We start from the raw sequence: 21,285 nt of genomic DNA, 5'->3' as shown, positions 1-21,285 counted from the left end.
CATGGATTCACGATGTGAATCCTCAACAGACTGAGTTCTGCAACAACGCCATGACGGTCACAGCCTCATCCCCAGACGTTCCGCGATACCCGCCACGCCACCCGCATCTGCAAAGCTGTCAACCAACGCAGTTCCCTTGGGAAAGACGTCGCCCTGCGTATAGGTGGCGGGCGAGACGAGACAGGCGATTCCCGCCGCGCGGGCCGAGTTCGCCCCGTTCAGCGAATCCTCCAGCGCGATAGCCTGCCCGGCAGGAATACCAAGCCGGTGCATGGCCAGCAGATAGACGTCTGGTGCGGGTTTTTTGGCCACGACCTCGTCGCCTGCGGCGATGGCATCAAAGATGCTGACGGCCTCGGCCCCCATAGTCGCGCGGATCAGAGCGTCGATATTAGGGCGGCTGGTTGTTGTCGCGATCGCCACCTTGATCCCCGCGGCCTTTGCCTCGTCGATCAGCGCGGCGATTCCGTCACGCAAGGCAATTTCGCCCTGTGCCATCAGCGCAGTATAGCGGTCTGTCTTGTCGCGGTGCAGGGCCGCGATGTCGTATCCGGCAGGATCCGCGCCCGCAAGACGCAGGTGATGGGCGATGCGTTCCTTGCCTCCGGTGACTTGCAGCAAGCCGCGATAGTCGTCCCGGCTCCAGTGCCAGCCCAGCCCCTGCGCCGCAAAGCTGTCGTTGAAGGCGCGGCGGTGCAATTCTTCGGTTTCGGCCAGGGTGCCATCGACGTCAAAGATCAGCGCGCGCAGGCTCACTGCGCGGCCTCGGCCGCGGCGCGGATGGCGCGGATATTGGCACCATATGCCTGGGGGGCGCTGACCGAGCCGCCTTTGAAGACGGCCGATCCGGCGACCAGAACATCGGCACCGGCCCTGGCCACCAGCGGCGCCGTTACCGGGTCCACCCCGCCATCAACCTGGATATGGACAGGCCGGTCGCCGATCATGCCGCGCAACCGGGCAATCTTGTCCACCGTCGAGTGGATAAACTTCTGCCCGCCGAAACCCGGATTCACGCTCATCACCAGAACCATGTCGCACAGGTCCAGCACATATTCGATCGATTCCAGCGGCGTGCCGGGGTTCAGCGAGACGCCAGCCTTTTTCCCGGTGGCGCGGATCGCCTGCAACGTGCGATGGATATGGGGGCCTGCCTCGACATGGGCGACGATCATGTCGGCCCCGGCGGCAGCATAGGCCTCGATATAGGGATCTACCGGCGCGATCATCAGGTGCACGTCCATGAAGGTCGTGACATGTTTGCGGAATGCCTTTACCGCCGGTGGACCAAAGGTCAGGTTCGGGACGAAATGCCCGTCCATCACATCGACATGCACCCAGTCGGCGCCCTGATCCTCGATGGCGCGGATTTCCCGGCCGAAATCGGCGAAATCGGCCGAAAGGATGGACGGGGCGATCTTGATCTTGCGGTCAAACGTCATGCTTCGCTTCTCCTGCGGCTGCCGTCGGGGTCCAGCCCGCCAGAAAACACCCGGCTGGCCCGCAGATCGGCTTCGGTGATTGTTGACAGATCATCCACCGTGACCGGCGCATCCTGTGAAAACAGCCGGTTCGCCTGCCGCAGCCGGGCGCGGTCCAGCGCGTTTCGGATTGAACGGGCGTTGGCGAAATGCGGCTGGCCGCGGCGCAGCGAGACATATTCCGCCATCGCGACCCGCGCCCCGTCGTCAAAGCGATAGCCATGCGTTTCCAGCATGGATGCGGCGATCCGGGCCAGTTCTTCATCGGTATAATCGGGGAAATCTATGTGATGCGCGATCCGCGAGCGAAAGCCGGGGTTGGCGGAAAAGAACCTGTCCATGCGATCGGCATAACCGGCCATGATGACGACCAGATCGTCGCGGTTATTTTCCATCACCTGCAACAGGATCTCGATCGCCTCTTGCCCGTAATCCCGTTCGTTGTCCGGCTTGTAAAGGTAATAGGCCTCGTCGATGAACAGGACACCGCCCATGGCCTTTTTCAGCACCTCCTTGGTCTTGGGGGCGGTGTGGCCGATATACTGCCCAACCAGGTCGTCACGGGTGACGCTGACCAGATGACCCTTGCGGACATAGCCCAGCCGGTGCAGCAGCCCGGCCATCTTTTGCGCCACCGTGGTCTTGCCGGTGCCGGGATTGCCGGTAAAGCTCATGTGCAGCGTCGGTGTTTCGTGGGTCAGGTTCAGCCGGGCTCGTGCACGATCAACCAGCAACAGCGCCGCTGTCTCGCGGATGCGCGCCTTGACGGGGGCCAGCCCTATCAGTTCGCGGTCCAGTTCGTCCAGCACCTCGCGGACGCCTGATTCCTCGTATTCGCCGCGCAGGTCGATGCTGGTCGGAACGGTGCTTGCCGCGTCATCCATCTGTGGTCTCCTGTCTGTGGCGCAAGGGGTCGGGGCCGGTTACAGCCCCGACGGCATCAGCGCACGACCTCGTGCGTATAGCGGATCGACCGACCGTCCCCTTCGGTCCGCCGCATGACGATCCGCGGCTCGACCTTGGGCCGGTTGACGATGAACGACATCGTCACGGTTTCGAAACCGCGGGTGCTGTCGAAGGCGATCAGGCGGATATAATCGTCGCCATGCGCCTTGCGGCACGCATCCAGTTCCATCATCACGCCCTTGGCATCCTTGAGGTCGAACATGGGGTGGCCCCACATTTCCCAATAGGTGTTCCGGGGATGTGGCTCGTCGGTGTGTTCGACACCGACGGCCCAGCCGCGCGACAGCATGTATTCGACCTGCGCGGTGATTTCATCATCGGTCAGGTCGGGCAGAAAGGAAAAGCAGCCCTGGGTGATACGCATCTGTTCCTCCTCAGGAAACGCTGGCCGTCGGCACGAAATCCGACGTGTCGGTGGATGTGTAGTTGAAGGTGATGTTGCCCCATGTATCCAGCGCGGCTTCCAGAGGCTTGCACCACTTGGCGGCCTTGCGCAGCACCTCTGGCCCTTCGGTTCTGATGTCGACGCCTTCGTTGCGGGCCTTCACCATTGCCTCAAGCGCGACGCGGTTGGCCGTGGCGCCGGCCTGGATACCCATCGGGTGGCCGATGGTCCCGCCGCCGAATTGCAGCACGACATCGTCGCCGAACAGATCCAGCAGTTGATGCATCTGCCCCGCATGGATACCGCCCGAGGCGACCGGCATGACCTTTTTGATGTCCGCCCAGTCCTGTTCAAAAAACAGCCCGCGTTGCAGATCGACCGGGCTTACCGCTTCGCGGCAGACATTGTAAAAGCCCTGCACGGTCATCGGGTCGCCTTCCAGCTTGCCGACGGCGGTGCCGGTGTGCAGATGGTCCACCCCCGCCAGCCGCAGCCACTTGGCGATCACGCGAAAGCTGATGCCGTGGGTCTTTTGCCGGGTATAGGTGCCATGGCCCGCGCGGTGCATGTGCAGGATCATATCGTTCTGCCGGCACCATTCGCTGATCGACTGGATCGCTGTCCAGCCGATAATCAGGTCCACCATGACGATGACCGATCCCAGCTGCTTGGCGAACTCTGCGCGGCGATACATTTCCTCCATCGTGCCGGCGGTGATGTTCAGGTAATGGCCCTTGACCTCGCCGGTCTGGGCGGCGGCCTTGTTCACGGCCTCCATCACATACAGAAAGCGGTCGCGCCAGTGCATGAAGGGCTGCGAGTTGATGTTCTCGTCATCCTTCATGAAATCCAGACCGCCTTTCAGGCCCTCATAGACCACGCGGCCATAGTTCTTGCCTGACAGGCCCAGCTTGGGCTTGGTCGTGGCGCCCAGCAGGGGGCGACCGAACTTGTCCAGGCGCTCGCGTTCCACGATGATGCCGGTCGGCGGGCCTTTGAAGGTCTTGCAATAGGCCACCGGCAGGCGCATGTCTTCAAGTCGTGCGGCCAGCAGCGGCTTGAACGAAAACACGTTGCCGATAATTGATGCGGTCAGGTTGGCGATCGAGCCTTCCTCGAACAGGATCAGGTCATAGGCGACATAGCAGAAATACTGCCCTGGCTGGCCCGGCACCGGTTCGACCTTGTAGGCCTTGGCCCGATACTGGTCGCAGGCGGTCAGCCGGTCTGTCCAGACCACTGTCCAGGTCGCGGTCGAGCTTTCCCCGGCGACGGCGGCAGCGGCTTCGATCGGGTCCACCCCATCCTGCGGGGTGATGCGGAACAGAGCCAGCAGATCCGTGTCTTTCGGTTCGTAATCGCCGTCCCAATAACCCATCTGCGCGTATTTCAGCACGCCGGCTGCATAGCGTTTCTTTTTGTCGGTGATTTCCTGCTTGGATTCACCCGCGGTCTGTCCGTCGTCCATTTTCTCTTCTCCGTTCAGGCGGCACGGGCCGCGGTAATTTCCGGGTCAAGTGCCCCGGCAGCATAACGTTTGGCCATCTCGTCCAGCGGGATAACCTTGATCTTGCTGGCGTTTCCGGCGGTGCCAAAGGCTTCCAGCCGATCCCGGCACATGTCGCGCATGGCATCCATTGCCGGTTTCAGGAACTTGCGCGGATCGAATTCGCGCGGGTTTTCCCTGGCTATACGGCGGAACTGCCCGGCCATTGCCATGCGGGCGTCGGTGTCGATATTGACCTTGCGGACGCCGTGGCGGATGCCTCGGACGATTTCCTCGACCGGGACGCCGAACGTCTGGGGCATCTCGCCGCCATAGGCGTTGATGATGTCCTGCAATTCCTGCGGGACCGAAGATGACCCGTGCATCACCAGATGGGTATCGGGCAGCTTGTTGTGTATCGCTTCGATCACGCTCATCGCCAGAATGTCGCCCGTCGGCTTGCGGCTGAACTTGTAGGCCCCGTGCGAGGTGCCACAGGCGATCGCCAGCGCATCCACCTTGGTCGCGCGCACGAAATCAACCGCCTGATCCGGGTCGGTCAGCAGCATCGAGTGATCCAGCACACCCTCGGCGCCATGGCCGTCCTCGGCCTCGCTTTCCCCTTCAAGAGATCCCAGCACGCCCAGTTCGCCTTCGACCGAGGCGCCGACCCAGTGGGCCATGCGCGCCACCCGCTCGGTGATCTGGACGTTGTAATCATAGCTGGCGGGCGTCTTGCCGTCGGCCTCAAGCGAACCGTCCATCATCACGCTGGTAAACCCGTGCCGGATCGCGGTCATGCAGGTCGCCTCGTCATTGCCGTGGTCCTGATGCATGCACAGCGGAATTTCGGGGTAGATCGCCGCCAGCGCCTCGATCATCTTGGCCAGCATGATGTCGTTGGCATAGCTGCGCGCGCCACGCGACGCCTGAATGATGACCGGCGCATCGGTGGCCTTGGCCGCCTCCATGATGGCAAGGCCTTGTTCCATATTGTTGATATTGAAGGCCGGAACGCCGTAGCCATGTTCGGCGGCATGGTCCAGCAGTTGTCTGAGCGTGATAAGCGCCATTGGTTCACTCTCCCATCAGATTGCGGGCGACCTCGACCACAGCCTGGGCCGTGATCCCGAAGTGCCGGTAAAGATCGCTTGCCGGGGCCGAAGCGCCAAAGCCGGTCATTCCGACGAAACCATCCGACGTGCGCAAGAGCGGGCCGTCCCAGCCCTGCCGGATAGCCGCTTCGATTCCGACTCGGGGGGGCTTGCCCAGAACGGCTGCGCGATAGCTCTCGGGCTGATCGGCAAATGCTTCGAAGCTGGGGGCGCTGACCACTGCGGCCCGGACACCCTCATGCGCAAGCATGTCGGCGGCGGCCAGCGCGATTTCCACCTCGGAGCCGGTGCCGATCAGCGTGACCTGCCGATCAGCGGGATCGCGCAGCAGATAGGCGCCGCGGGCCGTCAGGTTCTGGTCGGCTGTATCGCGCAGGGTGGGCAGGTTTTGACGCGACAACACCAGCAGGGTTGGCCGGTCAGTCGCCGCCATGGCGATTTCCCACGCTTCGGCGGTCTCGACAGCATCGGCGGGCCGGATCACCGTCAGGTTGGGAATGGCGCGCAGGCTGGCGACATGTTCCACGGGCTGATGCGTGGGGCCGTCCTCTCCCAGCCCGATGCTGTCATGGGTCATCACATAGGTGACAGGCACGTCCATCAGCGCCGACAGGCGGATCGAGGGGCGGCAATAATCAGCGAAGGCAAGGAAAGTGCCGCCATAGGGCCGAAAGCCCCCATGCAGGGCGATACCGTTCATCGCCGCAGCCATCCCGTGTTCGCGGATACCGTAATGGATATAGTTGCCGCCATAGTCGCTGCGCGTGACCGGCCGCATGTCACGGCTGCGGGTCAGGTTAGAGCCGGTCAGATCGGCCGATCCCCCAACCGTGTCGGTCAGCGTCTGGTTCACCACGCCAAGCGCCATCTCCGAGGCCTTGCGGGTCGCGACCTTGGGCTGGTCGGAAAGCAGCCCGGCCTTGTAGTCCGCCATTGCCTTGCCAAGCCGGTCAAGCCCCGCGCCCGACAGCGCCGCATCGAACGCCTCTTGCCTGGGCGAAGCCTCTTTGCGGCGCAGCCAGTCGGCCCGCGCCCGCGCCCCGCGTTCCGCGATTGCGTGCCATTTGTCCCGGATGTCGGGCGCGATCACGAACGGCTCGTCTGCCCATTCCAGATAGCCGCGCGCCGCCGCGACCTCGTCGGCACCCAGTGGCGCGCCATGGACATCATGGCCACCTTGCTTGTTCGGCGCCCCCCAGCCGATGACCGATCGGCACGCGATCAGCGAAGGGCGCGGGTCAGAGCGGGCCTGTTCGATGGCAGCCGCGATTTCCGCAGGCTCGTGGGCATCGCAAGAGCTGGTGTGCCAGCCCGAGGCGGCAAACCGCGCCAGTTGATCGGTCGATGTGCTGAGATCCGTTCCGCCGTCAATGGTGATGCGGTTGTCATCCCACAGCACGACCAGCCGGCCCAGACCCAGATGGCCGGCCATGTCGATTGCCTCGTGGCTGATGCCCTCCATCAGGCAACCGTCCCCGGCGATCACATAGGTCCAGTGATCGACCAGCTCATCGCCGAACCGGGCATTGGCCATCCGCTCGGCCAGCGCCATGCCAACGGCAGTGGCCAGCCCCTGTCCCAGTGGCCCCGTGGTCACTTCGATCCCGTCCGCGTGCCCGTATTCGGGATGGCCCGCCGTGCGGGCGCCCAGTTGCCGAAAGCGCTGCAATTCGCCGATGGGCATGTCGGCATAGCCAAGCAGGTGGTTGATCGCATAAAGCAGCATCGAGCCGTGCCCCGCCGACAGCACAAAGCGGTCGCGGTCGGGCCATTTCGGATCGGCGGGATCAATCCGCATGAACTGGTCGAACAGCACCGTTGCCACATCGGCCATGCCCATGGGCATGCCCGGATGGCCCGAGTTTGCCGCTTGCACCGCGTCCATGCTCAGCGCGCGGATCGCGTTGGCCATCGCCCGTTCGGCCATGGTCACCTTATAAGTTTTGGCGGTTGCATGGGTTGTCATCTGTCAGGCCTTCCTGGAAGTTTCGACAAGCCGCAGGATCAGCGGGGTCAGGATCAACTGCATCGCCAGATCCATCTTGCCGCCGGGGATCACGATGGAATTTGCCCGGCTCATCCACGCCCCCTGGATCATCGAGGTGAGATAGGGAAAGTCGATGCCCTTCGGGTCCTTGAACCGGATCACCACCAGGCTTTCGTCTGCCGTGGGAATCCAGCGGGCAACGAAGGGGTTCGAAGTATCCACCACCGGCACACGCTGAAAGTTGATGTCCGTCTCGGTAAACTGGGGGCAGATGACATGCACATAGTCGTGCATCCGCCGCAGGATCACATCCGTGACCGCCTCGGTCGAGTAACCGCGGCTGGCGCGATCACGGTGAATTTTCTGTATCCATTCCAGATTGATGACCGGCACCACACCGACCTTGAGATCGGCATGATCCGCGATGGCGATACCGTCCTGTTTCACCGCCCCGTGCAAACCTTCATAGAAGAGCAGGTCGGAATCGGCATCAAGGTCGCGCCAGTCGGTAAAGTGGCCCGGATCGGTGCCGAAAAGCTCTGCCTCGGCGGCATCATGGACATAGTTGCGCGTGCGACCTGTGCCGGTCTCGCCATATTGGCGGAACACGGCTTCCAGCGCCGCCAGTTCGTTGGCGGCAACAGAGAAATGGCTGAAACTGTGATCCCCCTCGGCTGTGCGCCGCTCAAGTTCCGCCTTCATCTCTGCACGGTTATAGCGATGAAAGGCGTCACCTTCGATGCTGACGGCACGGATTCCTTCGCGGCGGAAGATCTGATCGAAGGTGTGCTTGACCGTCGAGGTGCCCGCACCAGACGAACCTACGACCGAGATGACAGGATGTTTGCGGCTCATGGCTCAACTCCGGAACAGACTGCGGCTGCCAAAAAGTGCCGAGGTCTCGGCATCAGGCAGATCATGATAGGCGGCGACACGGGCGACCTTTTCGAGGGACCCGAAGACAAGCGGCGTGCGTGCGTGCAGATCGTCGGGCACCTGGTCCAGAATGCGGCTGGTGCCATCGGTGGCCAGCCCGCCCGCCTGCTCGATCAGCATGGCGATAGGCGCGCATTCATAGAGCAGTCGCAGGCGCCCCCGCTCGTATCCCTTGCGGCTGTCTGAAGGATACAGAAAGACGCCTCCGCGCGTCAGGATCCGATGCGTTTCGGCGACCAGGCTGGCGATCCACCGCATGTTGAAATTATTGCGGCGTGGTCCCTCGGCACCTGCTACGAGGTCATCGACGAAAGCCCGGATCGGGGGCGGCCAGTGCCGATAGTTCGAACTGTTGATCGCGAATTCCGTCGTTGAAGCAGGAACGGCCATGGTCCCCGGAAGCTGGACGAAATCGGCGCTTTCCGGGTCGAGAACCCATCGGGTGACGCCCGCGCCTGTCGTCAGAACCATGACCGTCTGCGGGCCGTAAATGATATAGCCGGCGGCGCGCTGACAGGTTCCGGGCTGCAAAAAGCTGTCTTCGGCGGTATCCCCGGCAGGGCGCAGCGCAAAGATCGTCCCGATGGACACGTTGACGTCGATGTTCGAAGAACCGTCCAGGGGGTCGATGGCCATGGCCCAGGTGCCCGAAGGGTTCAGCTCAACAGCCTCTGCCTGTTCTTCGCTGGCGTAAAAGCGCACCGGGCTGCCCCGAAGGGCCTCGACGAACATCTGGTCAGCGATAACGTCAAGTGCCTTTTGCGGATCACCGTGATCGGCATCCTCGACACTGCTGCCAAGGTCGTGCGCGATGCCGTTCGCGGCAATCACACGCGCCAGATCTGCGGCGACTTTGGCGATGCGCGACAGAACATCTGTCAGCCCGTCCGATGTCGAAGTCAGTCCTGAGAGCATCGGTTCCTCCCTCTCCTGCCTTGATCTTGCGCACGGGGTTTTTCTATGTATATTTAATAAAAATGGGGGATCATTCAAAAAATCTGAACAGGGCTGCGATGATGTCGATCATCCCGCGCCCACTTGCCGCGCTGCGCGCGATTGCCGTCACCGGCTCTTATGCCGGGGGGGCCGAACGCCTTGGGGTCACGGCACCGGCTCTGCACGCGCGCATCCGCGCGCTTGAGGATCTGCTGGGCGCGCCACTTTTGCGCCGCGCCGCCAACGGTGGCTCTGAGCTGACCCCGATCGGTCAGCGCGTCGCGCAGACCGCCGAAGCGATGGAAGACCTGCTTGCCCGGCTTGCCAATGATGTCAGCGCCCTGCGCGCGGGGCGTGCAGGCCGGGTCGTGCTGGGGACGGTATCAACAGCCAAATATCTGGCACCGCGGCTCGTGCAGCTTTTGCGCGAACAGTTTCCCGATATCGAAGTGCAGTTGCGCGTGGCCAATCGCCAGGCCGTGATCGAGAGGCTGGCCTCAGGCCGTATCGACATTGCCATCATGGGGCGACCTCCGAGGATACCGGCGGTCGAGGCAAAGGTTCTTGCCCCCCATCCGCACATCCTGGTGGCTGCCGCCAGTCATCGCCATGCCCACAACCCGAAAGTGACGCTGGCCGACCTTCAGGACGACACCTTCATCATGCGCGAAGAAGGATCGGGTACGCGAATCCTTGCGGGACGCTGGCTGGACCACACCGGTGAGGGCCACCATTTCGAGACAATCGAGATGGATGGCAACGAGTCGATCAAGCAGGCGGTGCTGGCTGGCATGGGCGTGGCGCTGTTGAGCCAGCATACATGCCTTCAGGAACTGTCGGACGGGCGGCTCTGCGCCCTGCCGGTTCCGGGCCTGCCGATCATGCGTAACTGGTTCGTGGTGTGGCTTGAAGGCCGCGAACTGTCCGCCGCCGAACGCAAGGTCTGCGACAGCATCCTGACCAATACCGCGACGCTTGTCGCCGGCGCCGAGGCAAGGCCGGATGAAGGAACCCGCCCCACCGCCTGAGCGGCCATTCAGTCGCGGTAATATCGACCATTAACCTCGGCCGGACGCGAAGAATCTGGCTTTATATTGTTCAAATCTTCAAATGCCCGATGCCCCCGTTTCTCTGGCCAGACCTGTCCCACGGCCCGGGTGGTCGTGCACCGCTTTCCAAATCTGGACCGCCGGAAGCCGGATTTTTCCGGGTCTTTCACGATGACGGGCTGGTGACGCCATCGGATAAGGCATGGCAACCGGGACGTTGTTGCGGATCCCTCTCAGAAGTCCCAATCCTCATCCTCGGTCGCGACCGCCTTACCGATGACATAGCTTGATCCCGACCCCGAGAAGAAGTCATGGTTCTCACTGTCCGGCGAAAGCGCCGCAAGGATGGCCGGGTTTACCTCGCAGGCAGCAGGCGGGAACAGTTCTTCATAGCCAAGATTTTGCAGCGCCTTATTGGCATTATAATGCAGAAACGCTTTCACGTCTTCGGTCAGGCCGATGCCGTCATAAAGTTCCTCGGTGTATTTCTGCTCGATATCGTAAAGATCGAAGATCAGCGAAAAGGCGAAGTCTTTCAACTCTTGCTGCTTTGCGGCAGGCAGCTTTTCAAGGCCGCGCTGGTATTTATAACCGATATAATAGCCATGCACAGCTTCGTCACGGATAATCAGCCGTATCAGGTCAGCGGTATTGGTCAGCTTGGCGCGACTTGACCAATACATTGGCAGGTAGAAGCCCGAATAAAACAGGAAAGATTCCAGAAAGACGCTGGCAATCTTGCGCTTTAACGGATCGGCACCGGCCTTGTATTCGTCACAGATCAGCCGCGCCTTGGCCTGCAAATGCGGGTTTTCTTCGGACCAGCGGAAAGCCTCGTCCACCTCTTTCGTCAGGCAGAGCGTCGAAAAAATTGAGGAATAGCTGCGCGCATGAACAGCCTCCATAAAGGCAATATTGGTCAGCACCGCTTCTTCGTGGGGCGTCACCGCGTCCGGCAACATCGAGGGGGCGCCCACCGTATTCTGCACCGTATCCAGCAGCGTCAGCCCGGTAAAAACCCGGATCGTCAGCTCGCGTTCCTCGGGGCGCAGCGTCGCCCAGGATTGGACGTCATTCGACAGCGGCACCTTTTCCGGCAACCAGAAATTGACCGTCAGCCGGTTCCAGACCTCAAGGTCTTTATCATCTTGCAGCCGATTCCAGTTAATCGCTTTCAACGCAGGGTAGGTCGTTTTGTTCATCTCTGGCCTCAAAGCGTGCAGGAAACGCAGCCCTGAACCTCGGTCCCCTCAAGGGCGGTCTGGCGCAGGCGGATATAATAAATGGTTTTGATCCCTCTTTTCCATGCATAGATTTGCGCACGATTGATGTCGCGGGTCGTGGCCTCAGCCGGGAAAAACAGCGTCAACGATAATCCCTGATCGACATGTTCGGTTGCCGCTGCATAGGTGTCGATAATCGCCTCGGGACCGATCTCATAGGCATCTCGGTAATATTCAAGGTTTTCGTTATTCATGAACGCGGCCGGATAGTAAACGCGGCCAATTTTGCCTTCCTTACGGATCTCAATTTTGGCCACAATCGGATGAATGGACGAAGTCGAATTGTTGATATAGCTGATCGACCCGGTTGGCGGCACCGCCTGAAGGTTGCGATTGTAAAGCCCGTGCTGCATCACATCGGCTTTTAGCGCAGCCCAGTCGTCGCGGGTTGGCAGGGTTATGCCTTCAAAGACCCGGGCGACATCGGGTAGTTCGGGCAGCCAGTCGCGGTCGGTGTATTTGTCGAAAAATGACCCGTCCGCATATTTCGATTTATCAAAATCAAGAAAAGTCGAACCATGTTCTTGCGCCAGAAGGCAAGATGTGCGGATCGCGTGATAGGCGATGGCAGCGAAATAAACGCTGGTGAATTCGATCCCCTCGGGCGAACCATAATGAATATGCTCACGCGCCAGAAAACCGTGCAGATTCATCTGACCAAGGCCAATCGCATGGGCTTCATCATTGCCGCGCCGGATCGAGGGCACGGAATCGATTGCCGACATTTCACTGACCGCGGTCAGGGCGCGGACCGCGGCCTCGACCGTCGCGCCGAAATCCGGGCCGTCCATCGTTGCGGCGATATTCAGCGACCCGAGGTTACAGGAAATATCAGTGCCCAAATGTGAATAGGACAGATCGTCATTATATTCGCTGGCCTCATTGACCTGCAATATTTCAGAACACAGGTTCGACATGGTGATCCGGCCATGGATCGGGTTGGCGCGGTTCACCGTGTCTTCAAACATGATATAGGGATAGCCGGATTCAAACTGAATCTCGGCGATGGTCTGGAAAAACTCGCGGGCGTTGACCTTGCGTTTACGGATGCGCTTGTCATCGACCATCTCGTGATATTTCTCGGTCACGGAGATTTCCGAGAATGGCACCCCGTAGACCTGCTGCACGTCATGTGGCGAGAACAGATACATATCCTCGTTCTTTTTCGCCAGTTCAAAGGTAATATCAGGGATAACGACACCAAGGCTCAGCGTCTTGATGCGGATTTTCTCGTCAGCATTTTCCCGCTTGGTATCCAGAAAGCGGAAAATATCCGGGTGATGCGCGTTCAGATAAACCGCGCCCGCGCCTTGCCGCGCCCCTAACTGATTGGCATAGCTGAACGAATCTTCCAGCAGTTTCATCACCGGAATGACGCCCGAAGACTGGTTTTCAATCCCCTTGATCGGCGCCCCGGCCTCGCGCAGGTTGGTCAGCATCAGCGCCACGCCGCCGCCACGTTTGGACAGTTGCAGCGCCGAATTGATGCTGCGGCCGATGGATTCCATATTATCCTCGACCCGCAACAGGAAACAGGAAATCAGCTCGCCCCGCGATTTCTTTCCGGCATTCAGGAAAGTGGGCGTTGCGGGCTGGAACCGGCCCGACAGGATTTCCTCCATAAAGCGCATCGCCAGCGCCTCATTGCCGCGTGCCAGCGCCAGCGCAACCATCACCACCCGGTCTTCATAGCGTTCCAGATAGCGCTGCCCGTCACGAGTTTTCAGCGTGTAGCTGGTATAATATTTGAACGCGCCCAGAAAGGTCGGAAACCGGAACTTTCGGGCATAGGCGGCATCCCAGATTGCGCGCTGGAAATTGCGCGAATACTGGTCCAGCACTTCGGCTTCATAATAGCCCTCATCGACCAGATAGCCCAGCTTTTCGTCAAGGCTGTGGAAGAACACGGTATTCTGATTGACATGTTGCAGGAAATACTGCCGCGCGGCCATGCGATCCGCATCAAAGCGGATCTTGCCGTCCCCGTCATACAGGTTCAGCATCGCATTCAGCGCATGATAATCCTGCGCCGGTTTCATGGTGTCAAGCATTCTGCCTCCTGCATATGCGCAAGCCCCATCATCGCGAGCATTTCGCGCAGGCGGGCAATATCGGTTTCATTCCCGGCCAACTCAAAGCGATAGAGCACCGGAACATTACATTTCTGGGCGATAACCGCACCGGCGCAGGCATAAAATGCGCCGAAATTACGATTCCCGCTGGCAATAACGCCGCGCAAATATGCGCGACGGTCTGGGTCATTCAAAAAGCGGATGACCTGTTTTGGCACTGCGCCACGTCCCTGACCATCGGCATAGCTTGGGCAGATCAGCGCATAGGGGCGGTCGGGCACCGGCATCGGATCACCTGGCGAAATCGGGATGCGCAGGCCGCCCAATCCCAGCCGCGTTACGAAACGCGCCGTGTTCCCCGAGGTGGATGAATACCAGACCAGCCCCGGCATGGCGCTCAGGCCAACCGGCCGATCATGTCGGGGCGGAAGCCTGCCCAATGCGAATCGCCCGCGACCACCACCGGAGCCTGCCGATAGCCAAGCGAGGTCACTATCTCGAAGGCATTGCTGTCTTCGGTCAGGTCCACCAGATTGTAGTCAATGCCGCGCGCATCCAGTGCGCGGGTGGTTGCGGTGCATTGCACACAAGCGGGCTTGGAATAAACGGTGATGGTCATGCCTCATGTCCCCAGTTTTTGATGACGGGCAAGGGCACGGCAGGCTGCCATGGGCCGCCTGCACATACGCACCCCGCGCCCGCCGCACGGTTTCGTTTCTGCTGTCCTGGCAGGTCTCCTGGCTTGCGGGTCGGTGCTTGGCTGGCCTTCCCGGAGGGGGTCCCCCAGTGGATTTTCAGCTTCGCTCGCCGCTTACAGTTGCGGGGGCAGCGCCGGTCTTGCACCGGCTTCCCATTTTCACCCCCGAGTCGCCCCAAGGGAACCATGACACCATCATTAGGGGGTTAGGCGCGACCTTTGTCAACATATTGTTGTCTCTACGGGTCAGATTCTCGGAGCGCCTGCTTTTTTCCGCTCGGGACATAGGCATATTCGCTGACGGTCCGGCCGCCAAGCAGGTCTTCGTCGAGAACGCGATCAGGTGCGGCGATCGTCAGCCCGCCGTAATAGGTGCCGCTTGGCCGCACCGAGAATAAGCAGTGACGGGCAGGGAAGGCTGTAGCGGTTAAGATGGAACGCGTTGAACCAGATCCCGCCATGGCCAAGCGTATCTGTCTCGCGCGCCAGAGCGATCACGTCGGCATGGTTTCCCAGCGTGCCGTCTTGGGCAAAGCCCGCCAGATAGATACGGATTGGCCCGCTCATGATGCGCGACAGATCCTTCAGCAAAAAACCAGATCGTCGCTTACATGAAGCGCGCTCAGGCTGCCGAGCGCATTGGATAAAGTCATGCCACTCTTCGGCCGGGCACCTCGCCGGCAGGTTGAGGTTTTGCCTCAGGCAGGTCTCCGGGCTTGCGGCTCTGACGGTTCATGGCCCCTTCCCGGCAGTGCCAGCGGATTGGTCAGAACCTTGCCGCCTACAGTTGCGAGGGCAGCTACAGATTGCGGGGGATTCCCGATCCTGTATTCCCTTTTCATCCGCAGATGCGGAACCTTGGCGCGTTCAGCTTGGCTTCGGTCCGGGTGATGGTCCAGCCGCAAACCCACAGCACAGGCTCAGGCCATGGGCTGAGCGGGACTTGACAGCGCCACCAGACCGGGACGCTTGACAAAATGCACCCGACTGCAAAAGATATGGCCGTTCAGGTTCCGCATCTGCGGATGAAAATGGGAACACGGGCCAAATCCGTGGCTGCCCCCGCAACTGTAGGCGGAAAGCAAGGTCGATAATGCCACTGGGCAACCGGGAAGGCCGACCGCGCGATGACCCGCGAGCCAGGAGACCTGCCTGAACCTCACCCATTCCGGGCGCGGGGTGCGCTTTGGAAGCGGCGATCCGCAGCGGTGACATGAACCGTCTGCGGGATGTTCCTGTCAGGCTTTCGTCTAACGCGGGCCAACCGCCCGCCTATCAGGAGTGCGCCGATGCGCTTTTCCGTCCTTCTTGCCGGAGCGTTTCTTCCCTTTCCGGCCTTGTCACAACAAACGATCACCCTTGACCCGATCATTCTCTCCGCCGGTCTGAACCCGATCGAGGCACATAGCTATGGTCGTGCGCATACGGTCGTCACCGCGGACGAGATCGAGGCGCGCGGCCTTGCATCCGTTCAGGACGCGCTGCGCGCTGTGCCGGGCGTCGCGGTCAGCAGCACGGGACCAAGCTATACGCAGGTCCGCATCCGCGGTGCCGAGGCCAATCATACGCTGGTTCTGATCGACGGCGTGCGCGCGGCTGCGGGCGACAGCGAATATATCCTGACCGGGCTGGAGACCGCCAATATCGAACGGATCGAGGTTCTGCGCGGTCCGCAATCGGTGTTCTGGGGCGCGGATGCGGCGGCGGGTGTCGTCAATATCGTGACCCGCAGGGACACCGTCGGCACCGGGGCGGGCGGATCGGTCGAGTTCGGGAATGGCTGGGCCGCATCGGCCCGCGCCAGCACCCGCACCGAAACGGGCGGGCTATCCTTTAGCGCAAGCACCCGCGACGACCGGGGATTCGACTATTCCGACACGCCGGGCGGGGACCGTGACGGTATCCGCCGCCATACGCTGAGTTTTTCGGGCGATCATGCCATCGGCGATTTCGCCCGCGCTGGCTTTACCCTGCGCCGTGCGAATGAGCGTTACGAATACGATACAACATCTTATACAGCCACGACTGCCGAAGAATATCTGATCGACAGCGACGATTTCGCCAATCGCCGCGAATTCGGCGGTCAGCTTTGGGTTGAGGCCGAGACGTTGGACGGGCGCCTGACGCATCGGCTGTCCTATGACCAGTCGCGGTTCCAGATCAGCCGAAATGATGGCCCATGGAGCCGTGCGCGCACTCAGGAACTGAAATACCGCGCGACCTACGGGATCGACGGTGCGGTGGCTGCGGCCAATCAGACCCTGGCCTTTGGTCTGGAACGGCGGCAGGACGAAAACACGGTCGCCCCAGAGCAGAACCGCCGCAGCATATCCGGCATTCTGGAATATCGCGGCAGCTTTGACCGGCTGGATGTTCAGGCCGGGCTGCGCCGCGACAATAACGATGTGTTCCGCGATGCAACCACATGGTCGGTCGGGCTGTCCTATACCTTGCCGCAGCAGGGGATGCGGGTCCATGCTTCGGCCGGGACAGGCATCGTCAATCCCAGCTATCTGGAGCTGTTCGGCGGCTGGGGGGCGACCGGCAATCCGAACCTGCGCCCCGAGGAAAACCGCAGCTTCGATATTGGTCTTGAGGCCGAAATCATGGATGGGCGCGGTCTGGTCGATCTGACCTATTTCCACGAGGATATGGAAAACGAGATCACCTATAGCGGTGTGCCGCTTGCGAATGGGACCAACTATTTCAACCAGTCAGGGACCAGCACCCGCCGCGGGGTCGAGTTGTCGGGCCGGGTTCAGGTGACGGATAATCTGCGCCTTGGCGCAAGCTATACCTATCTGCGCGCGAAGAATCCGGATGGCAGCGTCGAAATCCGCCGTCCGCGCCATGAATTCGGCCTGAATGCGGAATACGCCTTTGCACAGGGTCGCGGCACCATTGCGGGCGATCTGCGCCATGTGACGGGCAATTACGACACGCAATGGTTCGGGGCTTATGGCACGGAAGAACTGCCCTCTTACACCGTGGTCAACGTCGCGGCGGGCTATGACCTGACCGACAATGCGCGGCTGACGGGGCGGATCACGAACCTGTTCGACAGCACCCATTCCGACGCCTGGGGTTATATCGGGCAGAGACGCACCGCGTGGATCGGTCTGGAATCGCGTTGGTAAGGTCTGCGGTCAGGGCGGCATCTCTTGCGCTGTTGATGGCGCATCCGGTGGCGGCAGAGATGCCCCGCCGGGTGGTGTCGATGAACCTTTGCACCGACCAATTGGCGCTGTTGATCGCCGCGCCGGGGCAGGTCGTGTCGGTGTCATATCTGGCAGCCGATCCGCGCGTCTCGCTGATGGCGGATCACGCAGCGGCGATAGGCGTCAATCATGGGCTGGCCGAGGAAATCTATCTGCTGAACCCCGATCTGGTGCTGGCGGGCACTTATACCACGCGGGCGACGGTCGATATGCTGACCCGACTGGGCCAACGGGTCGAGTCCCTTCCGCCCGCCGGCTCGATCGAGGATATTCGCGCTGCCATTTTGCATATGGGCGTCTTGTTGGGCCAAAACGACCGCGCGGCGCAGGTTCTGGCCGATTTCGACGCCGCGATGATAAAGGTTGCACCCGGTGCCGGGCGGCTGGCCGCGACCTATGGTGCCAATGGCTGGACTGCGGGCGGCGACACGCTGGCAGGAGATATCATGCGCGCAGCCGGGCTGGAGCTTTTGGCAGACCGGCAGGGGCGGGCGCATGGCGGATCGCTTCCGTTGGAAGATCTTGTCATGGCCGCGCCTGAATTGCTGGTGACCGCAGCCCGCTACGCGCAGCCCTCACGGGCCGAGGCCGTTCTGGATCACCCCGCAATTGCCGCGCTGACGGCCCGGCGCATGACGATTGCGGATCGCGACTGGGTCTGCGGGTTGCCACATGTGGCAGAGGTCGCGGCAAGGCTCGCAAGATGAAAGTGCTCATCCCCCTCGCTGTCCTGTGCGCGGTGCTGTTCGCGCTGTCGCTGGTCACGGGCACCGCACCAGTCGGGCCGGGCGAAAGCCTTGCCGCGTTGTTTCGCAATGACGGGGCACTGACTTTGGTGATGCGCGAAATCCGTGCTCCGCGCGCCGTGCTGGCGGTGATGGTGGGCGCGTCGCTGGGGCTTTCGGGGGCGCTGATGCAGGGCTATCTGCGCAACCCGCTGGCCGAGCCGGGGTTGATCGGCGTGTCCGGATCAGCGGCACTTGGTGCCGTGATCGCGTTGCAAACCGGCTTTGCGGCGGGTTTTGCGCTGGCCTTGCCGCTGGCGGCTCTGGCGGGGGCGTTGGCGGCGGTGCTGCTGATCGTGTTTCTGGCAGGGCCGGGTGGCGGGTCGCTGGCGTTGATCCTTGCCGGAGTGGCGATTTCCGCGCTGTCCGGGGCGGCAACTGCGCTGGTGTTGAACCTGTCGCCCAACCCCTTTGCCGCCAATGAGATCGTGTTCTGGATGATGGGTTCGCTGGCGGATCGGTCATGGCTGCATGTCGGCATTGCCGCACCCGTGATGGCGGGTGGCCTGCTGCTGGTTGCGCGGTCGGGGCGCGCGCTGGATGCGCTGACGCTGGGCGAGGATGCGGCGGCCTCGCTGGGGATCAACCTTGCGCGGCTGCGGCTGCGGCTGGTGCTGGGCGTTGCGGCGATGGTCGGCGCGGCCACAGCGGTCGCGGGTGCCATCGGCTTTGTCGGGCTGGTCGTGCCGCATCTGCTGCGTCGCGCGACGGGCGCGCAGCCGGGGCGGTTGCTGGCGGCCTCGGCGCTTGGGGGCGCGGCCCTGGTGCTGGCCGCCGACATTGCCGTGCGGGTGATTTTGCCGGGGCGCGACCTGAAGCTGGGCGTTGTCATGGCGCTGATCGGCGCGCCGGTGTTTTTGCACCTGATCTGGCGACAAAGGCGGGGCGGCTGATGTTGTGCATCCAGAACCTGACGGTGCGGCGCGGCGCGCGCGAGGTCGTCACATCCGCCAGCTTGAACGTCACGGCGGGCGAGTTCGTCGGCCTGATCGGTCCCAATGGCGCGGGGAAAACCAGCCTGATGCGCGCCGCTATGGGGCTGATTCCGGCAACGGGCGAATGCAATTTGGCCCGGCTTTCACCGACCAAACGTGCGCTGATCGCGGCATGGATGCCGCAAAGCCGCGAGGTGGTCTGGCCGGTTTCTGTCGAAACTCTGGTCCGGCTGGGCCGCATCCCGCACCAAAGCCCTGATGCCGACCACGCCGCCGTCGAGGCTGCCCTGCGCCGCATGAACATCGCGGCCTTCCGCGACCGCCCCGTGTCCCAGCTATCGGGCGGCGAACAGGCTCGCGTGCTGATCGCCCGCACTCTGGCGCAGGAAACGCCTCTTTTGATGGCCGACGAACCCATAGCCGGGCTGGACCCGGCCCATCAGATCGGCGCGATGCAGACCTTCCGCGATCTGGCGGATGAGGGGCGCTGCGTTATCGCCTCGCTGCACGATCTGGGGCTGGCGGCGCGGCATTGCACGCGGCTGGTGATGATGGATGCGGGCCGGATCGTGGCGGACGGCGTGCCAGCCGAAGTGCTGACCCCCGACCTGCTGGCGCGGGTGTTCGGGGTGAGCGGATATTTCGCCGAAACGCCCGACGGCCCGATTTTTCAGCCGCTCAGGGTTCTGGAATGAAGGTGACGCACTGCGCCCGTGGCTGATCGGCCTGTTCGGCAAGACCGCGTTCATGGCCGAGAAGGTGCTTGGCAACGTGGTGTCGTCCGGCATCAAGGTCTTGATCCTCGCCGTCATCATCGGCATCGGCTCGACGCTGTTCTCGCAATTCACGGCCGGTTTCGGCGGGGCGACCCCGACCATCGACGACGCCATGGTGATTGTGCTGGTGGCCTTGTCGCTGCTCGGCCTCGGGATATTCGAGCCGAGCATCGCCAACGGCAGGGGATGCGGATCATCGGCCAATACGATGACGGCGTGACTTTCGGTCAGCGCCGCGTGTTGCTTGTCTGGAACCGCCTTATCCTGCCGGGTGGCCGTTCCATCGTCCTTGAACGCCTGCCGGCCTTGAATACGGAATCGACTACCATCGGTGGGATCTGATGAAAGCGGCTGGCCTCTCCACGCTGCTCGCAGTCGGAACTGAGCTTGCGACCAGCGACGAGGATCGGCTTATCCGGGCCATCCGCGACGGGGCGCAGGATATGGTCAATCAGGCGGGCCAGCAGATCGTGCAGCGCCAGTTGCAGGTTGCGCCGACGCTCACCATCCGGCCCGGCTTCCCCGTCAGGATCATCGTGACCCGCAGCCTTGTGTTAGACGCGGCAGGAGGTTGACCATGACGAAACGAAAACTCGGCCCGCTGCCAGACGACAAGCCCGTAAAGACCGCCGTGGAGTTGCCCGCGCCGCTTCACCGCGATCTTGCCGCCTACGCCAAGGTGCTGGCCCGCGAGACGGGCCAGCCCGCCGCCGATCCCGTCAGGCTGATCCTGCCCATGCTGGAACGGTTCATCGCCACGGATCGCGGTTTCGCCAAGGCGAGAAGGCAAGGGAAGTCCAGCGTTCCATCCTGATCAAGATGTATCCCGTCTGATGTGTGGACCTCGAACATCGATGGCTTCGCATACGCGAAAACCTCTGGTCAAGGCACCAATGTCAGGTTAAGTATATGATATTAGGTTGATTTTCTGAACCTGGAGGGGGAATTGGTGCTGAGCGCTGTCAGTGTCGTATGGCGAGAGCTGCTGCGGGGTTGTCGCGATCCGCACTCGCCAGCAAGGCCAATGTCTCGCAAGCTACGCTTTCCGACTTCGGGTTGGAAAAAGAGAGCCTTACGAGCGTACCCTTCGGGACATTCGACGAACCTTAGAATCGTTGGGAGTGGCTCTGTTGCACAAATCTCATGAAGGATTCATCTTGTGAATCCAGCGTGGTAGC

The 21,285-nt window shown here is 61.8% G+C and carries 20 protein-coding genes, 2 pseudogenes and 3 riboswitches; of the genes and pseudogenes, 8 read left to right on the top strand and 14 right to left on the bottom strand.

Features of this window, described 5'->3' with window-relative positions; all coding sequences use genetic code 11:
• Window positions 1-57 precede the first annotated feature (57 nt).
• The 9 genes from Q4G24_RS15260 to Q4G24_RS15220 are packed head-to-tail and all read right to left on the bottom strand — an operon-like array spanning window position 58 to window position 9,271.
• Window positions 58-756: an HAD-IA family hydrolase gene (locus tag Q4G24_RS15260; RefSeq protein WP_303367399.1), complete on the bottom strand. Its 699-nt coding sequence runs from the start codon at window positions 754-756 to the stop codon at window positions 58-60.
• Complete coding sequence (gene rpe / locus Q4G24_RS15255) at window positions 753-1,442, bottom strand: ribulose-phosphate 3-epimerase (RefSeq protein WP_303367398.1); 690 nt, start codon at window positions 1,440-1,442, stop codon at window positions 753-755. Before rpe ends, Q4G24_RS15260 begins: the two co-directional genes overlap by 4 nt.
• Entirely contained in the window at window positions 1,439-2,365 is a 927-nt protein-coding gene (gene cbbX / locus Q4G24_RS15250) for a CbbX protein (protein ID WP_303367397.1), read from the bottom strand. Before cbbX ends, rpe begins: the two co-directional genes overlap by 4 nt.
• A gap of 56 nt (window positions 2,366-2,421) precedes the next feature.
• On the bottom strand, window positions 2,422-2,811 hold the full coding sequence (locus Q4G24_RS15245; RefSeq protein WP_303367396.1) for a ribulose bisphosphate carboxylase small subunit: 390 nt from the start codon (window positions 2,809-2,811) through the stop codon (window positions 2,422-2,424).
• 10 nt (window positions 2,812-2,821) lie between these two features.
• Window positions 2,822-4,300, bottom strand: coding sequence for a form I ribulose bisphosphate carboxylase large subunit (locus tag Q4G24_RS15240; RefSeq protein WP_303367395.1), 1,479 nt, complete (start codon window positions 4,298-4,300; stop codon window positions 2,822-2,824).
• 14 nt (window positions 4,301-4,314) lie between these two features.
• Window positions 4,315-5,391, bottom strand: coding sequence for a class II fructose-bisphosphate aldolase (gene fba / locus Q4G24_RS15235; RefSeq protein ID WP_303367394.1), 1,077 nt, complete (start codon window positions 5,389-5,391; stop codon window positions 4,315-4,317).
• A gap of 4 nt (window positions 5,392-5,395) precedes the next feature.
• Window positions 5,396-7,399, bottom strand: coding sequence for a transketolase (gene tkt, locus Q4G24_RS15230; protein ID WP_303367393.1), 2,004 nt, complete (start codon window positions 7,397-7,399; stop codon window positions 5,396-5,398).
• A 3-nt stretch (window positions 7,400-7,402) separates the two neighbouring features.
• Complete coding sequence (locus Q4G24_RS15225; RefSeq protein WP_303367392.1) at window positions 7,403-8,275, bottom strand: phosphoribulokinase; 873 nt, start codon at window positions 8,273-8,275, stop codon at window positions 7,403-7,405.
• 3 nt (window positions 8,276-8,278) lie between these two features.
• Window positions 8,279-9,271 carry a class 1 fructose-bisphosphatase gene (locus Q4G24_RS15220; protein ID WP_303367391.1) on the bottom strand — a complete coding sequence of 331 codons (993 nt, stop codon included), beginning with the start codon at window positions 9,269-9,271 and terminating at the stop codon, window positions 8,279-8,281.
• On the opposite strand from Q4G24_RS15220, the gene Q4G24_RS15215 reads away from it, so the two are divergent.
• Window positions 9,247-10,320 (top strand): LysR family transcriptional regulator, encoded by a 1,074-nt coding sequence (locus Q4G24_RS15215; protein WP_303367390.1) that lies wholly within the window; start codon window positions 9,247-9,249, stop codon window positions 10,318-10,320. The two genes, Q4G24_RS15220 and Q4G24_RS15215, sit on opposite strands and share 25 nt — an antisense overlap.
• A gap of 254 nt (window positions 10,321-10,574) precedes the next feature.
• Here Q4G24_RS15215 and nrdF read toward each other — a convergent pair whose 3' ends face one another.
• From nrdF to Q4G24_RS15190, 5 genes are all read right to left on the bottom strand, one after another.
• Window positions 10,575-11,543, bottom strand: a complete 969-nt coding sequence (gene nrdF / locus Q4G24_RS15210) for a class 1b ribonucleoside-diphosphate reductase subunit beta (RefSeq protein ID WP_303367389.1) — start codon at window positions 11,541-11,543, stop codon at window positions 10,575-10,577.
• Window positions 11,544-11,551: 8 nt separating this feature from the next.
• Window positions 11,552-13,675, bottom strand: a complete 2,124-nt coding sequence (gene nrdE / locus Q4G24_RS15205; protein WP_303367388.1) for a class 1b ribonucleoside-diphosphate reductase subunit alpha — start codon at window positions 13,673-13,675, stop codon at window positions 11,552-11,554.
• Window positions 13,660-14,088: a class Ib ribonucleoside-diphosphate reductase assembly flavoprotein NrdI gene (gene nrdI / locus Q4G24_RS15200; RefSeq protein WP_303367387.1), complete on the bottom strand. Its 429-nt coding sequence runs from the start codon at window positions 14,086-14,088 to the stop codon at window positions 13,660-13,662. The genes nrdE and nrdI overlap by 16 nt, the downstream gene beginning before the upstream one ends.
• A gap of 5 nt (window positions 14,089-14,093) precedes the next feature.
• Entirely contained in the window at window positions 14,094-14,315 is a 222-nt protein-coding gene (nrdH, locus tag Q4G24_RS15195; protein ID WP_303367386.1) for a glutaredoxin-like protein NrdH, read from the bottom strand.
• Between the two features lie 90 nt (window positions 14,316-14,405).
• A riboswitch (cobalamin riboswitch) is annotated at window positions 14,406-14,597 on the bottom strand.
• Between the two features lie 135 nt (window positions 14,598-14,732).
• Complete coding sequence (locus tag Q4G24_RS15190; RefSeq protein ID WP_303367385.1) at window positions 14,733-14,984, bottom strand: hypothetical protein; 252 nt, start codon at window positions 14,982-14,984, stop codon at window positions 14,733-14,735.
• A gap of 92 nt (window positions 14,985-15,076) precedes the next feature.
• Window positions 15,077-15,269, bottom strand: a riboswitch (cobalamin riboswitch).
• A gap of 115 nt (window positions 15,270-15,384) precedes the next feature.
• Window positions 15,385-15,564, top strand: a riboswitch (cobalamin riboswitch).
• A 118-nt stretch (window positions 15,565-15,682) separates the two neighbouring features.
• Here Q4G24_RS15190 and Q4G24_RS15185 point away from each other — a divergent pair.
• The 7 genes and pseudogenes from Q4G24_RS15185 (at window position 15,683) to Q4G24_RS15155 (ending at window position 20,921) form a co-directional block, all read left to right on the top strand.
• The gene (locus Q4G24_RS15185) at window positions 15,683-17,530 is read left to right on the top strand and encodes a TonB-dependent siderophore receptor (protein WP_303367384.1); all 1,848 of its coding nucleotides are present in this window, start codon (window positions 15,683-15,685) and stop codon (window positions 17,528-17,530) included.
• Between the two features lie 35 nt (window positions 17,531-17,565).
• On the top strand, window positions 17,566-18,318 hold the full coding sequence (locus Q4G24_RS15180) for an ABC transporter substrate-binding protein (RefSeq protein ID WP_303367383.1): 753 nt from the start codon (window positions 17,566-17,568) through the stop codon (window positions 18,316-18,318).
• On the top strand, window positions 18,315-19,289 hold the full coding sequence (locus tag Q4G24_RS15175; RefSeq protein WP_303367382.1) for an iron ABC transporter permease: 975 nt from the start codon (window positions 18,315-18,317) through the stop codon (window positions 19,287-19,289). Before Q4G24_RS15180 ends, Q4G24_RS15175 begins: the two co-directional genes overlap by 4 nt.
• Window positions 19,289-20,026 (top strand): ABC transporter ATP-binding protein, encoded by a 738-nt coding sequence (locus tag Q4G24_RS15170; RefSeq protein ID WP_303367381.1) that lies wholly within the window; start codon window positions 19,289-19,291, stop codon window positions 20,024-20,026. Before Q4G24_RS15175 ends, Q4G24_RS15170 begins: the two co-directional genes overlap by 1 nt.
• 16 nt (window positions 20,027-20,042) lie before the next feature.
• Window positions 20,043-20,288 (top strand): annotated as a pseudogene (locus Q4G24_RS15165) (type IV secretion system protein); the annotation flags it as partial.
• A pseudogene (locus tag Q4G24_RS15160) lies at window positions 20,288-20,682 on the top strand (TrbI/VirB10 family protein); the annotation flags it as partial. The pseudogenes Q4G24_RS15165 and Q4G24_RS15160, both read left to right, overlap by 1 nt.
• Before the next feature lie 2 nt (window positions 20,683-20,684).
• Window positions 20,685-20,921 carry a DUF2274 domain-containing protein gene (locus Q4G24_RS15155; RefSeq protein ID WP_303367380.1) on the top strand — a complete coding sequence of 79 codons (237 nt, stop codon included), beginning with the start codon at window positions 20,685-20,687 and terminating at the stop codon, window positions 20,919-20,921.
• Window positions 20,922-21,285: the final 364 nt, after the last annotated feature.

The sequence above is a fragment of the Paracoccus sp. (in: a-proteobacteria) genome, from assembly GCF_030538695.1.
Taxonomy (GTDB): domain Bacteria; phylum Pseudomonadota; class Alphaproteobacteria; order Rhodobacterales; family Rhodobacteraceae; genus Paracoccus.
The sequence above is the reverse complement of the archived record's forward strand: the minus strand, read 5'-3'. Positions and strand labels throughout refer to the sequence as shown.

What these genes read in the sequence shown, in the direction of transcription:
- rpe (WP_303367398.1), bottom strand. Translation starts at nt 1,442, where the DNA reads ATGACGTTTGACCGCAAGATCAAGATCGCCCCGTCCATCCTTTCGGCC.
- cbbX (WP_303367397.1), bottom strand. Translation starts at nt 2,365, where the DNA reads ATGGATGACGCGGCAAGCACCGTTCCGACCAGCATCGACCTGCGCGGC.
- Q4G24_RS15245 (WP_303367396.1), bottom strand. Translation starts at nt 2,811, where the DNA reads ATGCGTATCACCCAGGGCTGCTTTTCCTTTCTGCCCGACCTGACCGAT.
- Q4G24_RS15240 (WP_303367395.1), bottom strand. Translation starts at nt 4,300, where the DNA reads ATGGACGACGGACAGACCGCGGGTGAATCCAAGCAGGAAATCACCGAC.
- fba (WP_303367394.1), bottom strand. Translation starts at nt 5,391, where the DNA reads ATGGCGCTTATCACGCTCAGACAACTGCTGGACCATGCCGCCGAACAT.
- tkt (WP_303367393.1), bottom strand. Translation starts at nt 7,399, where the DNA reads ATGACAACCCATGCAACCGCCAAAACTTATAAGGTGACCATGGCCGAA.
- Q4G24_RS15225 (WP_303367392.1), bottom strand. Translation starts at nt 8,275, where the DNA reads ATGAGCCGCAAACATCCTGTCATCTCGGTCGTAGGTTCGTCTGGTGCG.
- Q4G24_RS15215 (WP_303367390.1), top strand. Translation starts at nt 9,247, where the DNA reads ATGTCGAAGTCAGTCCTGAGAGCATCGGTTCCTCCCTCTCCTGCCTTG.
- Q4G24_RS15220 (WP_303367391.1), bottom strand. Translation starts at nt 9,271, where the DNA reads ATGCTCTCAGGACTGACTTCGACATCGGACGGGCTGACAGATGTTCTG.
- nrdF (WP_303367389.1), bottom strand. Translation starts at nt 11,543, where the DNA reads ATGAACAAAACGACCTACCCTGCGTTGAAAGCGATTAACTGGAATCGG.
- nrdE (WP_303367388.1), bottom strand. Translation starts at nt 13,675, where the DNA reads ATGCTTGACACCATGAAACCGGCGCAGGATTATCATGCGCTGAATGCG.
- nrdI (WP_303367387.1), bottom strand. Translation starts at nt 14,088, where the DNA reads ATGCCGGGGCTGGTCTGGTATTCATCCACCTCGGGGAACACGGCGCGT.
- nrdH (WP_303367386.1), bottom strand. Translation starts at nt 14,315, where the DNA reads ATGACCATCACCGTTTATTCCAAGCCCGCTTGTGTGCAATGCACCGCA.
- Q4G24_RS15185 (WP_303367384.1), top strand. Translation starts at nt 15,683, where the DNA reads ATGCGCTTTTCCGTCCTTCTTGCCGGAGCGTTTCTTCCCTTTCCGGCC.
- Q4G24_RS15180 (WP_303367383.1), top strand. Translation starts at nt 17,566, where the DNA reads ATGGCGCATCCGGTGGCGGCAGAGATGCCCCGCCGGGTGGTGTCGATG.
- Q4G24_RS15175 (WP_303367382.1), top strand. Translation starts at nt 18,315, where the DNA reads ATGAAAGTGCTCATCCCCCTCGCTGTCCTGTGCGCGGTGCTGTTCGCG.
- Q4G24_RS15170 (WP_303367381.1), top strand. Translation starts at nt 19,289, where the DNA reads ATGTTGTGCATCCAGAACCTGACGGTGCGGCGCGGCGCGCGCGAGGTC.
- Q4G24_RS15155 (WP_303367380.1), top strand. Translation starts at nt 20,685, where the DNA reads ATGACGAAACGAAAACTCGGCCCGCTGCCAGACGACAAGCCCGTAAAG.